We start from the raw sequence: 13,165 nt of genomic DNA on the forward strand, positions 1-13,165 counted from the left end.
ATTTGACGGAATCAAGTAATCCGCAAGCGCTTTCTCACGCGTTTTCTTCGCGCGAACCGGTGCCTGCTTCGCTTGAGTATGCCCTACGCCACCATGATCCGGCTGCGCAGCATGGTGCGGGAGGAGCGGCCGAGCCGGCGCAGCAGGCGCGCCTCAGAGCGGCGGGCGTCAGGCCGGTAGCCGCCGATCCGCTCGTAATGCTCGCGTGCGATCAAAAGGCCCTGTTCGGCCGAGGGGCCGGCGATCATCCGGGCGACGAATTTGAGGCCGTCGCGCAGGCCGGGGTCGGTATAGGGTGCACGGGCGTAGCGGAAGATGCCGGCGCGGTCCTTGCCGCTCGCCGCAACCATCTGGATGAACTGGGTGGTCTCCTCGATCCAGCCGGCGTCAAGCACCGCGCCCGGATGCAGGAACATCAGCCAGGGCGAACGCGCCTGCCTGGCGCCTGCCGCGAGCGCCGCGGCGCGCGTGCCCTCGAAACGCAGGAAGTGACAGCCGGCGATGTCTGCAACGCGCTCCATCACGTCGCTGTTGGTGCGGTCGACCAGCAGCACCTCGCGGATGACGCCGGCGGCCGCGCCCGGCACCAGCGCGGCCAGCGTTGCGACCGCGGTGCGCTCGACTCCGTCGGTGGGGATGATCACGCTCAGCATGATTTGAGGCTTCGCTGGCTCAAACGGTGGAGAAACTCCGGCCGTGTTATCACCTTGTCATATTCAAAGCAGCCATTTCGCCTGCAGATTTTTACGCCATCACTTTGTGGATTTTCTCAGCTCGTGTTCTTGATTTGTTCTCGGGCTGTGTTAGCTTCAAAGCATGAGCCGAGCATCCTCTCATGCCCTCAAGCACCCGCCGGTAACGGCGCCCTCCGATAACCCGGCGGGTGCACCTTCACCTGTTCCTGCCCCTTTTCCCGAGCTTGCGGTCGCGATCGAGCGCGAGCGGCGGCGCGGCCGCGGCGCGCAGTCCAACGCCAGCGGCCGCTACGAGGCCGAGGCGCGGGTTGCCTTCGACGACGGCTGGCAGAGCCTCGACGACCTGCCGCCGTTCCAGACCACCGTGGCGCTCGACACCTCGCGCAAGGTGATCACCCGCAACGATTCGCCCGATATCGGCTTCGACCGCTCGATCAATCCCTATCGCGGCTGCGAACACGGCTGCGTCTATTGCTTCGCGCGGCCGACCCACGCCTATCTCGGCCTGTCGCCGGGGCTCGACTTCGAATCGAAGCTGTTCGCCAAGCCGGACGCGCCCGCGCTGCTGGAAAAGGAGCTGGCGGCGCCCGATTACGAGGCGCGGATGATCGCGATCGGCACCAACACCGATCCGTATCAGCCGATCGAGCGCGAACGGAAGATCATGCGCGGCATCCTCGAGGTGCTGGAGCGCGCCGGTCACCCGGTCGGCATCGTCACCAAGTCGGCGCTGGTGACCCGCGACATCGACATCCTGGCGCGGATGGCGAAGCGCAATCTCGCCAAGGTCGCACTCTCGGTGACGACGCTCGACCCGAAGCTCGCCCGCACCATGGAACCGCGTGCCTCGACCCCGTCGAAGCGGCTCGAGGCGATCAAGCGGCTCGCGGATGCCGGTATCCCGACCACCGTGATGGTCGCGCCCGTGATCCCGGCGCTGAACGATTCCGAGATCGAGCGCATCCTCGATGCCGCCGTGCATGCCGGCGCCAGGGAGGCGAGCTATGTGCTGCTGCGGCTGCCGCTCGAGGTCCGCGATCTGTTCCGCGAATGGCTGATGGCGAACTATCCCGACCGCTATCGTCATGTCTTCACGCTGATCCGCGACATGCGCGGCGGCCGCGATTACGACTCGCAATGGGGCACAAGGATGAAGGGCACCGGCCCGATGGCCTGGATGATCGGCCGCCGTTTCGAGATCGCCTGCGAAAAGCTCGGCCTCAACAAGCGGCGCACCAAGCTGACCACCGATCACTTCGCCAAGCCGAAGCGCAGCGGGCAGCAGCTCAGTTTGTTCTGATACCACAGGCGTCATTGCGAGGAGCGAAGCGACGAAGATTCCATGGGGAGTGGATAGCGACCAAGTCTGAGGCCAGACTGAGGTTGCACCCATTCAACCTGGAGACGACGATGTTGCTCGATCATCCTTCCGACAAACTGGCCGCTATCCGCACTCAGGTTTGGCGCAATTTTCGCGTCATTGGAACTGAGCCGTTCGACTTGGCTGGTCACCTCGCTTTCGCCGGGCAAAGGCGAGAAGATGTCCAAACACAGCGTGGTGGCCGGCGATCTTGCGGAACTGCTGAAGCTGTTCGCGGAGCTGAAGCGCAAGGCGCAGGCGCGCACGGGCGAGAGTTATCCGATCATCACCATCCAGGAGGCGGGGCTGGATGGGTTCTGGCTTCACCGGGCCCTGCAGCAGGAAGGCATTGAGAGCCATGTGGTGGATCCGGCCTCGATTGCGACGCCGCGCCGGCGCCAGCGAGCCAAGACGGACAGGCTGGATGGGGAGACACTGTTGCGGACGCTTCTGGCCTACAAGCGCGGCGAGCCTCGGGTCTGCGCCATGGTTGTTGCTCCCTCTCCCGAAGAGGAGGATCGCCGCCGGCTGTGCCGCGAACGGAGGACATTGATCGCGGAGCGGGTCGAGCATGTGAACCGGATCAAGGGTCTTCTGTTCGCGCGCAAGGGATATCGGGTTATGCGCCGTTGCGGCGGGATCGACGGAAGCGGCTGGAGGCCTTGCGGACTGGAGACGGGCGCGCATTACTGCCGCATCTGAAGGCGCAGATCGACCGTGAGCTCGACCGGCTCGAACTGCTGCTGGAGCAGATTGCGGCGGTGGAGCGCGAGCAGGATGCGTTGCTGGCCGCGAGCAAGCCGTCGGGCGGGAAGGCTGCATCGACCCCGGTTGCGATGCTGCTCGGTCTGAAGAGTTTGGGCTCGAACTTCGCTGCCGTTCTGTGGTCGGAAGCCTTCTGGCGGCAGTTCGCCAACCGCCGTCAGGTCGCATCTTATGTCGGACTTGCGCCGACGCCCTGGCGCAGTGGTGGGATCGAGCGCGAGCAAGGCGTGTCGAAAGCCGGCAATCCGCGCCTGAGAACCACGATGATCCAGCTCGCTTGGCTCTGGGTGCGCCACCAGCCGCAATCGGCGCTGACCCAATGGTTCAAGGCGCAGTGCGGCCGCAAGCGCGCGATCGTGGCGCTGGCCCGCAAGCTGCTCGTGGCACTGTGGAAATACGTGACCGCCGGCGTCGTGATCGAGGGGGCCGAGATGAAGGCCGCCTGATGCGTGGCTTCCTGCAAGCTTAAAACCAATCTGCCGAGGTTGATCAGCCTCGGCCGATCCGGGCGGACGAACCGATGGATTGCATGGCTTCAAACGCCGCAACGAAGAATGGTCCCGTCCTCTCGAGCCTGCCCGCCGCAAGCGGAATGTTGGTGCAGTCGCCACCGAGCGACGACCGAATGTGAGTTTGATCTGGCATGCAAACCAGATTGCCCGAACTGGCTCGACCCTTGGATCGCCGAACATAGGAGGAGTTCACGCCGCACTTCCCGACCCGACGAGCCTGAAGGCGTGCTCGCTCAGCTCAAGACCAAGCCGCTTCGCGGCGGCCCTGCCGGGCCGGTCTTGACCTGATCTGCGCGCGCCTTCCAAACCGGCCCATGGTCGGGACGAAGAGCTGGCCCGAAAATCGAACAAAGAGCTGACCATAAATCTTGACACACCAAATCCCCATGTGAGCAATCCACGCTCAGGTATATGCGGTACGATGGATTGCTTCGCTTCGCTCGCAATGACGGGAAAGGTAAACATGAGTAACCCCCCGACCGCCCGCTTCACCGTCCTCACGCTCGGCGTCAGCGACATGCGCGCCAGCATTGCCTTTTATGAGTCGCTCGGCTTCACCAGAAAGATGCGCGCGACCGGCGAGGAGGTTGCCTTCTTCGACACCGGCGGCACCGTGCTCGGGCTGTTCCCGTGGCATCTGCTCGCCGCCGATGCCGGACTGCCCGATCAGCCGCGGCCTTCAGCGTTCCGCGGCGTTGCGATTACCTGGAACTGCAACGACGATGCCGAGGTTGATCGTGTGATGGCATTTGCGCTGTCGAAAGGCGCCACATTGCTCAAGCCCGCACAGCCGACGAGCTATGGCGGCTATTGCGGCTATTTCGGCGATCCCGACGGCCACGCCTGGGAAGTGGTGCGCGCACCGGGCTTCGAGGTTCTCGAGAGCGGGCGGGTGTCCATCCCGGATTAGAGCGAGCCGAATTGAATAACGGGGAAGGGCGCCGGGTTCCCGGTTGCGCTGCGGAGCCGGCTTGATCACCATCCCCCGCATGATTCGGGATAACTCCAAAAACGCGTCAAAAGCCACGTCGAAAAAGGCGCCGGCCAAATCAGCCAGGCCGGACAAGCGTGTCGTCGCCGTGACGCGGCCGAGCTTCCGGCGCGAGCGCGCGCTGATCAAGCGCGGCATCTGGCCGGTCGCCGGCTGCGACGAGGCCGGGCGCGGCCCGTTGGCGGGTCCGGTGGTCGCCGCCGCCGTGGTGCTGGATCCTGGTCGCGTTCCCAAGGGGCTCGATGATTCCAAGCGGCTGACCGCCGAGCGCCGCGAGGAACTGTTCGAGGAAATCTGCGCCACCGCAGCGTTCTCGGTCGCGGTGGCTTCGCCGGGCGCGAATCGACCGCGACAATATCCTGCGCGCCTCGCTTTGGGCGCTGGCGCGCGCCGTCCATGCGCTGCCGGAAATGCCGAAACACGTCTTCGTCGATGGCCGCGACAAGCTCGCCACACCCTGCGACTGCGACGCCGTGATCGGCGGCGACGGCATCGTGGCGTCGATCGCGGCGGCCTCGATCATTGCCAAGGTGACGCGCGACCGCCTGATGTGCGCGCTGGCGCTGGATTGCCCCGGCTACGGTTTCGAGCAGCACAAGGGCTATGGCGTCCCCGAGCACCTCGAGGCGCTGGACCGGCTCGGCCCCAGCACCCATCACCGCAGCTTCTTCGCGCCGGTCGTCGCCGCGCGGCTGAAGCATTTCCCTCGCCCGGCCGAGCCCGATCTGTTCACGGTGGATGCGGAAAGCGAAGCCGCGGCATCCGCGGCGGCATAGCGCGCGACGGCGCCAATCCATCCACCGCTGTCATCGCCCGGCTTGCCGCCTCCGCAAAGAGCTTCGGCGCGCCAGGGGGGCGTGGCCTCGTCGAAGCCTTGGCGGAGACGGGACCGGGCGATCCAGTATTCCAGAGACAGTCGTTTTCGATCGAGAAGCCGCGGCGTACTCGATGCCCCGCCTTCGCGGGGCATGACACCTGCATTTAACTTTGCACCGTGGATCCATCCGCGCCCGGTTGCCTCGACCGCCGCCGCCGTTTATCAAAACCTTCAGGGATCAGATGGCGCCGCTGACGCGGTGGCTGGGGCATTTCAGGCGTTTCATGCGGTTTACCTCCCTGGTTGTCGAACTGATCCGCGCCCGGCCGCGCCTCGTGGTGTGGGTCGTGGTGCTGGTGCAGGCCGCGATCTGGCTGCTCGTGCCGCTGATCTTCTACGGCAGCCCGCCCGGCAATCTCGCCACCGTCCTCGCCTTCGGCCGCGAATATCAGGTCGGCACCGACATGGGGCCGCCGCTTTCGTTCTGGCTCGCCGACATCGCCTTCCGCGCGGCCGGCAATCACGTGTTCGGGGTCTATCTGCTGGCGCAGGTCTGCGAGATCGCCACCTTCATCGCCTTCTACCAATTGGCGCGCGCCATCGTCGGCGGTCCGCAGGGCGTGCTGGCGGTGCTGCTGTCGATGACGGTCGTGGTGTTTTCCTCGCCAAGCGTCGAGTTCGGGCCGCTGATCCTGGCGCGTCCGCTGTGGGCGCTCCTGCTGCTGCATTCCTGGCAATTGATCGGGCTGGACCGGCGCGCCGCCTGGTTCGCCTGGTCGATCGATTGCGGCCTGCTGCTGCTGACGACGCCGGCGGCGCTTGGCATGATCCTGCTCGTGGTCGGCTTTGCGTTCGCAACCGAGCGCGGGCGACGCACGCTGCGCGCGGTCGATCCGCTCTATGCGCTGCTGGTCATCATCGTGCTGGCGCTGCCCTATCTGATCTGGCTGGTCCGCGCCGACGTGCTGGCGCCGCCGGCCTTGCCCGCGGCGGCCGATCTCAAGGCGCGCGCGCTGCGCTGGGGCGTCGTGCTCGGCGGGCTGATCGTGGCGACCGCGGCGATCGTGCTGCTGGCTATCCTCAATTCGCGCTGGTTCGCCCGCGACCGTGAGGATGCCCCGATCATCTACCGTCCGCCGGTCAGTCCGCTGGCGCAGCACTTCGTTTATTTCTTCGCGTTCGCGCCGGCAATCGTGAGCAGCTTCGTCTCCGGGCTGTTCGATCTGGACCGCGCCTTCGGCGGCGCCGGCGTGGCGCTCCTGATGTCGGGGCTCGCGGTCGTCGTCGCGACCGGCGACCTGATCCATCTCAGGCGGCAGCGGCTGCTGCGCTCGGTGTGGGCCTTCGCTGTCGCTGCGCCCGCCGCGGTCGCGCTGGCGGCGGCGCTGTTCCTGCCCTGGACCAGCACCACCGAGGTGCCGACCTCGCTGCCGGCAGCCGCGATGGGACGTTTCTTCGACGACAGCTATGAACGCCGCACCAACCACCGCCTGCGCGCGGTCGCCGGTGATCCCGAGCTCGCCAGCCTGATTGCGATGAACGGGCGCCGTCCGCATCTTTTGCTCGACGCCGCGCCGCAACGGACGCCGTGGCTGTCGGTCGCAAAATTCAACGAGACCGGCGGCGTCGTGGTCTGGCGCGCGCAGGACACCGCCGGCACGCCGCCGCCCGAACTCGCGCAGCGTTTCCCCCGCCTGGTGCCGGAAGTGCCGCGCTCATTCGACCGGCTGGTCAACGGCCGGCAGCCGGTGCTGCGGATCGGTTGGGCGATCGTGCGGCCGAAGGGGTAGGGATCAGTAGATCCGTAGGATGGGTAGAGCGCAGCAAAACCCATCGATTGATGCCCGCTGCGCAAATGATGGGTTTCGCTGCGCTCTCCCATCCTACGAAGCAAGCACCTTTGCGATCGCGCGCAGATCCTGCCACGACAATCTCTTGTACGACGGCGAGCGCAACAGATAGGCCGGATGGAAGGTGGCGACGGCGCGGATCGTGCGCGCGCCGGTGTCGTAGTCGATCCATTTGCCGCGCGTGCGCATGATGCCCTCGCGCGTGCCGAGCAGCGCCTGCGTTGAGGGATTGCCGAGCGTCACCAGCACGTCGGGATTCACCAGCTCGATATGGCGCTGGATGAAGGGCAGGCAGACCTGCGTCTCCTGCGGCGTCGGCGTGCGGTTGCCCGGCGGCCGCCACGGGATGACGTTGGCGATATAGGCCTTGCTGCGATCGAGCCCGATCGCCGCGATCATGCGGTCGAGCAGCTTGCCGGAGCGGCCGACGAACGGCAGTCCCTCGATGTCTTCGTCGCGGCCCGGCGCCTCGCCGACGAACATCACGCGCGCCTGTGGATTGCCATCGGCAAACACCAGCCGGGTCGCGGTGTGCTTCAGCGCGCAGCCGTCGAATGTCTCCATCAGCGTGCGCAAGGCTTCAAGCGTCGGCGCGGTGCGTGCGGCCGCGCGCGCGGAGGCGATTGCGGCGTCCGGCGCGATGGTGATTTCGCTGCGCGGAACGGCCGGCATCGGTGGCGGGCGCAGCGGATTGAGCGCAGCTGGACGCGGCGCGGCGGGCGGGGGAACTGGCTCGGGCTCTTCCAGCCGGTTGATCGGCTCGTCGCCAAGCGCGCAATCGACCCCGGCCTCGAGGTAAAAGGCCAGCAATTGCTGCAGTGTAGGGGTGGGCTCGGGCGTCAGGGCCATGATAGCTGCAATCTAGAGCATGGAGGAGAAAAGTGGAGGCTCGATTTCGGAAAAGATTATTCTCTGCGGTATCCGGGCCGTGCAAAGCCATGGAAGCGCAATTCCATGGTTGTCCTTCCGCCAAAAATCGGAAACAACGACTTTTGAAAAGCTTAGAAGCGTTCTCAATGGGCTGAGATCAAGATCATGAGTGCTGAAGACCTTCCCCCGCGCGAGTCTATGGAATTCGATGTCGTCATCGTCGGCGCCGGCCCGTCGGGCCTGTCGGCCGCGATCCGGCTGAAGCAGCTCAATCCCGAGCTCTCGATCGTCGTGGTGGAGAAGGGCTCCGAGGTCGGCGCGCACATCCTGTCGGGTGCGGTGATCGATCCGGTGTCGCTCGACAAACTGATCCCGGACTGGCGCGAGGACGCGGACTGTCCGCTGAAGACGCAGGTCAAGGAAGACCGCTTCTACTGGACGACGTCGCAAGGCTGGTTCCGCATTCCGAACTTCATCATGCCGCCGTTGATGCACAATCATCACAACTATATCGGCTCGCTCGGCAATGTCTGCCGCTGGCTCGCACCAAAGGCGGAAGCGCTCGGCGTCGAGATCTATCCGGGCTTCGCCGCCACCGAGGTGCTCTATGACGACAAGGGCGCGGTGCGCGGCATCGCGACCGGCGACATGGGCATCGCCAAGGACGGCAGCCACAAGGATTCCTACACCCGCGGCATGGAGCTGCTCGGCAAGTACACGCTGTTCGCGGAGGGCGCGCGCGGCTCGCTGACCAAGCAGCTGATCGCGAAGTTCAAGCTCGACGCCAACTCTGAGCCGGCCGAAATTCGGCATCGGGCTGAAGGAGGTCTGGCAGATCGATCCGGCCAAGCACCGCAAGGGACGGGTTCAGCATACGCTCGGATGGCCGCTGAACGACAAGACCGGCGGCGGCTCGTTCCTCTATCATTACGACGACAACCGCGTCGCGGTCGGCTTCGTCGTGCACCTGAACTACAACGACCCGTACCTGTCGCCGTTCGACGAATTCCAGCGCATGAAGACGCATCCCGATATCCGCGAGCTGTTCGAAGGCGGCAAGCGGCTTGCCTATGGTGCGCGCGCCATCACCGAGGGCGGCTACCAGTCAGTGCCGCGGCTCTCCTTCCCGGGCGGCGCTCTGATCGGCTGCGCGGCCGGCTTCGTCAACGTCCCGCGCATCAAGGGCGTCCACAATGCGATGGGCTCCGGCATGCTCGCCGCCGAGCACGTCGCAGCCGCGCTCGGCGCCGGTCGTGCCAACGACGAGCTCGTCGAGTACGAGAATGCCTGGCGTTCTTCAGCGATCGGCAAGGACCTGTTCAAGGTCCGCAACGCCAAGCCGCTGCTGTCGAAGTTCGGCAACCTGCTCGGAATGGCGCTCTCCGGCTTCGACATGTGGTGCAACACGCTCGGCTTCTCGCTGTTCGGCACCCAGTCGCACGCCAAGCCGGACCGCAAGACGCTCGATCCGTCCAAGCAGCACCAGCCGATCGCCTATCCGAAGCCGGACGGCAAGATCTCGTTCGACAAACTGTCGTCGGTGTTCCTGTCCAACACCAACCATGAGGAGGACCAGCCGGTCCATCTCAAGGTCGCCGACATGAACCTGCAGAAGACGTCGGAGCACGACGTGTTCGCCGGTCCCTCCAACCGCTATTGCCCGGCCGGTGTCTATGAGTGGGTCGAGGAATCGGCCGGCCCGCGCTTCCAGATCAACGCCCAGAACTGCGTCCACTGCAAAACCTGCGACGTGAAGGACCCCAACGGCAACATCACCTGGGTTCCTCCGGAGGGCGGCGGCGGACCGAACTACGAGGCGATGTAAGGCCAAGGGTGAGGCTGACGCGGCCGACCAAATTTGCGTGAGGTCGATTGCGTCTGTGCCGCAACCTGCGCTTGGCCTCCCCCCTTGTGGGAGAGGTGCGTCGTCTATAACTCTAGCAAATTCATACACTTAGCTTCGTGGTGTCTCCATAGTATCCCATTGACTATGCGGTGAGAAAATCAATGACGCGGAATGGGACTGGCATCAAAAAGGGCGACAAGCGACGGGAAATTGAGGATGACTAAACGCTAAAGTTGATCTCGGCCGCTTTTCCGTCTAGTTCCGGTGTTTCGAGCACGGGGACTGAGTTAACGAAAATGGTGTTTTTGGAGGACTTGCCGCCGCAGTGCCCACCGGCGAAGGCCAAGGGGATGGATATTGAGGGCGCCTATCGTGTGGTTTCGTGCGATAAGCCGACAATCAAGGATTTTTGGTCGCAGGCCGCACTGGGCGTCCCGCTGCGCCCGACTGCTGATGCATGCAAGTGGCGCTCATGCTCGCTGTTCCTGAAGCGCGACCAAGCTGTTGACATTGCGGGCAAGCTACCGAAATCCCGAATAAAGGACCCGCATCTTGCGCTTTTGGTGATAGAACCAAATGACGGAAAGGCGCTCACTAGCAAGAAGAGTTCCCACGTCGATCTATGGATATCCAAGAGCTTTGATCCGACCGCAGCCATCGTAAAAGTGGAGAAGGTCTAGGATGGCTCATCGACGATCAGCGACATACGTTCGTACACTCGTGTACATGGACGAGCCGCATTTAATTCTTTTAAAGACCTTCAAGACGCATGTGGTTGCGCTGGCCGTTCCTTCGCCGCCAGACGAGGCGCGCTTTATCGCCACGACTGTGTCATCACGTGACATGGAGGCATACAAGGACGGTCACGTTGATCTGAGATACCTATTCACGTATCCGAGCCGATCCATCTACACCTTCGATTTGATGAAGATGGTCGATAATAAGGTGATGATGGAGCCGTTCGAAGAACAGGTGCCAGAGCATTATCTGCCATCGCCTAGGTTCTTCTCTAGCAGTCATACGGATGATGAGGATGCTGCGATTGGATCGACCCATATCCAGTCGCTAGTCGTGGATGGTGAATGGGATATGCCGGACTTCGGCGAATTCTATGGACGCTATTCTGACGTCTACTACTTTCTCTCTGCTGCTCACGCGTTTGCGGATGACAGTGTTGACTTCGAAAAGAAACAGACGATCAAGCGGACCTTCGTCCACACGCCGTTCAAGGGCGGCTTTAGTTATGTACACTTTTATTCCGCTCTTCCCGCTGTGGTGCCACGCAACGAGCGCCTGCGTATGGAAAAAATCAAGTATGAGTCGCCTGGATATGTGGATGTAAATGGCGACGCAGAAACGTTCGCGGAGACGGAGATAATCATTCGCTCCTTTCTGAAAAATCGCGCGCCCCTCCGAGAATTGTACAACTCCCTTTACTCTTATCTGTCGAAGGGAAGATATTTGGTTATGGCTGCGGAAGAGTTCCCTGAGAACGATCCTGGGTCTGGCTACATAAAGCAAGCTGCCGCTACTCTCGCGGAGACGCTTCAAATGCCGAACATTGAGACGATTAGGTCTCTAGTAGAAGATAATCCACTAGCGTTCGCGAAGATCGTACTTTCACTTTATCGACGACTTGATGAAGCCTCGCGGTTCTTTGCGCAAGGGCGGGTCAACTTCACTTGAATTCCGGCGCACGCCAGCTTTCATAGGTTTTCCCGGCACCATTATCATCGGCAACACGGGTGCGACACGCATCAAACGGTCGCGTCAGACGACCGCAACACGCGTGGCACTGATGGGGCTCTGGCGGCAGCGTGGATAAGCCTTTTACTAGAGCTGATTTCGACGCAATCGCCGAAAGCTCCGAGACGCCGGTCGAGCCGCCAGAAAGCGATATTATGTGCCCCTCGCGGGGTCCACGCATGTTGGCAGCAGGGTGACTAGCTATCGATAGTACGATAGAAATATCGTAGGCGGAGGGGGAAGTCGTGTTCGAACAAACATTTAAAAACATCGACGACGTTCTGTGGAAGGAGGCGGGGTGCGCCACGGAACTGGACTACACCGAGCAGACCTCTTGGATTTTGTTTCTCAAGTACCTTGATGATCTTGAGCGGGCCAATGAGCAAAAGGCCGAGTTGGAGGGCAAGGCGTACCAGTCGATTATCGACGCAAAGCACCGCTGGTCCGTGTGGGCCGCGCCTAAGAAAAAAGACGGCTCGTTCGACCACGATAATGCAAAGACCGGCGATGATCTCATCGCGTATGTCGACGACAAGCTGTTTCCCTACCTGAAAGGCTTCCGCAATCGGGCGGACGGGGCAAACACGGTCGAATACAAGATCGGAGAAATCTTCTCCGAGATCGAGAACAAATTCCGCAGCGGTTATTCGCTACGCGACGCGCTTGAGCTTGTCGACCAACTGAGCTTTCGGTCACAGCAGGAGAAAACACGAGCTATCGCATCTCTATGAGGCGAAGCTTCGCAACATGGGCAATGCGGGTCGAAATGGCGGCGAGTACTACACGCCGCGTCCGCTGATCCGCGCCATGATCCAAGTGATAAAGCCAGCTATCGGTGAGCGCATCTATGATGGCGCATGTGGCTCGGCTGGGTTCCTGTGCGAGGCGTTTGAATATCTCACCCACGAGCGCGGCAAGCTATCCACCAAGGACCTCAAGACGCTTCAGGAGAAGACGTTTTTCGGCAAGGAGAAAAAGAGCCTCGCCTACGTGATCGGCATCATGAATATGATCCTGCATGGTATCGAAGCGCCAAATATCGTCCACACCAATACGCTCGCTGAGAATATCAGCGACATCCAGAACAAGGACCGCTTCGAAGTGGTGCTGGCCAATCCGCCATTCGGTGGCAAGGAGCGGCCTGAAGTTCAGCAGAACTTCCCGATCAAGACTGGTGAGACCGCTTTTCTATTCCTGCAACATTTTATTAAGTCGCTGAAGGCGGGCGGCCGCGCGGCCATTGTCATCAAGAACACCTTCCTGTCCAACACCGACAACGCATCGGTGGCGTTGCGCAAAGAGCTTCTGGAGAACTGCAACCTGCATACGGTGCTGGACATGCCTAGCGGCACCTTTCACGGCGCGGGCGTCAAAACGGCGGTGCTGTTTTTCGAGAAAGGAGCTCCGACGGGAAAAGTGTGGTTCTACAAGCTCGAACCGGGCCGCAATCTCGGCAAGACCAATCCGCTCAACGACGACGACCTGAAGGACTTCGTCTCGTTGCAGGCGAAGTTCAAGGACAGCGAGAATTCGTGGACCGTCGATGTGAAGACCGTCGACAAGGCCACCAGCGACCTCTCAGTGAAGAACCCAAACAAAACGGACGAGACGGAATTGCGCGATCCGAAGGACATTATCGCCGAGATGGTGGCACTCGATGCGGAAAGCGCGGACATCCTCGCAGAAATCGGGCGAATGCTGTGAAGACCGGGT

The 13,165-nt window shown here is 62.4% G+C and carries 9 protein-coding genes and 3 pseudogenes; 10 read left to right on the plus strand and 2 right to left on the minus strand.

Going from position 1 to position 13,165, the window contains the following annotated elements:
• Positions 1 to 83 precede the first annotated feature (83 nt).
• Positions 84 to 653: a glycosyltransferase family protein gene (locus ACVWW1_RS39095; protein WP_173641253.1), complete on the minus strand. Its 570-nt coding sequence runs from the start codon at positions 651 to 653 to the stop codon at positions 84 to 86.
• Positions 654 to 816: 163 nt separating this feature from the next.
• Here ACVWW1_RS39095 and ACVWW1_RS39100 point away from each other — a divergent pair, with 163 nt between their 5' ends.
• The 5 genes and pseudogenes from ACVWW1_RS39100 to ACVWW1_RS39120 all read left to right on the plus strand — a co-directional run bounded on the left by ACVWW1_RS39100 (position 817) and on the right by ACVWW1_RS39120 (position 6,930).
• Entirely contained in the window at positions 817 to 1,995 is a 1,179-nt protein-coding gene (locus ACVWW1_RS39100; RefSeq protein WP_456659550.1) for a PA0069 family radical SAM protein, read from the plus strand.
• Between the two features lie 120 nt (positions 1,996 to 2,115).
• Positions 2,116 to 3,266: pseudogene (locus ACVWW1_RS39105) on the plus strand (IS110 family RNA-guided transposase).
• A 529-nt stretch (positions 3,267 to 3,795) separates the two neighbouring features.
• Entirely contained in the window at positions 3,796 to 4,242 is a 447-nt protein-coding gene (locus ACVWW1_RS39110) for a VOC family protein (RefSeq protein ID WP_456659551.1), read from the plus strand.
• Between the two features lie 79 nt (positions 4,243 to 4,321).
• A pseudogene (locus tag ACVWW1_RS39115) lies at positions 4,322 to 5,099 on the plus strand (ribonuclease HII).
• Between the two features lie 325 nt (positions 5,100 to 5,424).
• Complete coding sequence (locus tag ACVWW1_RS39120) at positions 5,425 to 6,930, plus strand: glycosyltransferase family 39 protein (protein ID WP_456659552.1); 1,506 nt, start codon at positions 5,425 to 5,427, stop codon at positions 6,928 to 6,930.
• A gap of 93 nt (positions 6,931 to 7,023) precedes the next feature.
• On the opposite strand, the gene ACVWW1_RS39125 is transcribed toward ACVWW1_RS39120, so the two are convergent.
• Positions 7,024 to 7,833: a uracil-DNA glycosylase gene (locus ACVWW1_RS39125; protein WP_456660780.1), complete on the minus strand. Its 810-nt coding sequence runs from the start codon at positions 7,831 to 7,833 to the stop codon at positions 7,024 to 7,026.
• 192 nt (positions 7,834 to 8,025) lie between these two features.
• On the opposite strand from ACVWW1_RS39125, the pseudogene ACVWW1_RS39130 reads away from it, so the two are divergent.
• The 5 genes and pseudogenes from ACVWW1_RS39130 to ACVWW1_RS39150 all read left to right on the plus strand — a co-directional run bounded on the left by ACVWW1_RS39130 (position 8,026) and on the right by ACVWW1_RS39150 (position 13,156).
• A pseudogene (locus ACVWW1_RS39130) lies at positions 8,026 to 9,685 on the plus strand (electron transfer flavoprotein-ubiquinone oxidoreductase).
• A 317-nt stretch (positions 9,686 to 10,002) separates the two neighbouring features.
• Complete coding sequence (locus ACVWW1_RS39135) at positions 10,003 to 10,386, plus strand: hypothetical protein (RefSeq protein WP_456659553.1); 384 nt, start codon at positions 10,003 to 10,005, stop codon at positions 10,384 to 10,386.
• A gap of 46 nt (positions 10,387 to 10,432) precedes the next feature.
• Entirely contained in the window at positions 10,433 to 11,392 is a 960-nt protein-coding gene (locus ACVWW1_RS39140; protein ID WP_456659554.1) for a hypothetical protein, read from the plus strand.
• Between the two features lie 305 nt (positions 11,393 to 11,697).
• The gene (locus tag ACVWW1_RS39145) at positions 11,698 to 12,183 is read left to right on the plus strand and encodes a type I restriction-modification system subunit M N-terminal domain-containing protein (protein ID WP_456659555.1); all 486 of its coding nucleotides are present in this window, start codon (positions 11,698 to 11,700) and stop codon (positions 12,181 to 12,183) included.
• A 16-nt stretch (positions 12,184 to 12,199) separates the two neighbouring features.
• The gene (locus ACVWW1_RS39150; protein WP_456659556.1) at positions 12,200 to 13,156 is read left to right on the plus strand and encodes an HsdM family class I SAM-dependent methyltransferase; all 957 of its coding nucleotides are present in this window, start codon (positions 12,200 to 12,202) and stop codon (positions 13,154 to 13,156) included.
• Positions 13,157 to 13,165 lie beyond the last annotated feature (9 nt).

This window comes from Bradyrhizobium sp. JR3.5, assembly GCF_054057015.1.

Coding starts and splice junctions, on each gene's coding strand:
- ACVWW1_RS39100 (WP_456659550.1), top strand. CDS start 817: ATGAGCCGAGCATCCTCTCATGCCCTCAAGCACCCGCCGGTAACGGCG.
- ACVWW1_RS39095 (WP_173641253.1), bottom strand. CDS start 653: ATGCTGAGCGTGATCATCCCCACCGACGGAGTCGAGCGCACCGCGGTC.
- ACVWW1_RS39140 (WP_456659554.1), top strand. CDS start 10,433: ATGGACGAGCCGCATTTAATTCTTTTAAAGACCTTCAAGACGCATGTG.
- ACVWW1_RS39120 (WP_456659552.1), top strand. CDS start 5,425: ATGCGGTTTACCTCCCTGGTTGTCGAACTGATCCGCGCCCGGCCGCGC.
- ACVWW1_RS39110 (WP_456659551.1), top strand. CDS start 3,796: ATGAGTAACCCCCCGACCGCCCGCTTCACCGTCCTCACGCTCGGCGTC.
- ACVWW1_RS39135 (WP_456659553.1), top strand. CDS start 10,003: ATGGTGTTTTTGGAGGACTTGCCGCCGCAGTGCCCACCGGCGAAGGCC.
- ACVWW1_RS39150 (WP_456659556.1), top strand. CDS start 12,200: ATGGGCAATGCGGGTCGAAATGGCGGCGAGTACTACACGCCGCGTCCG.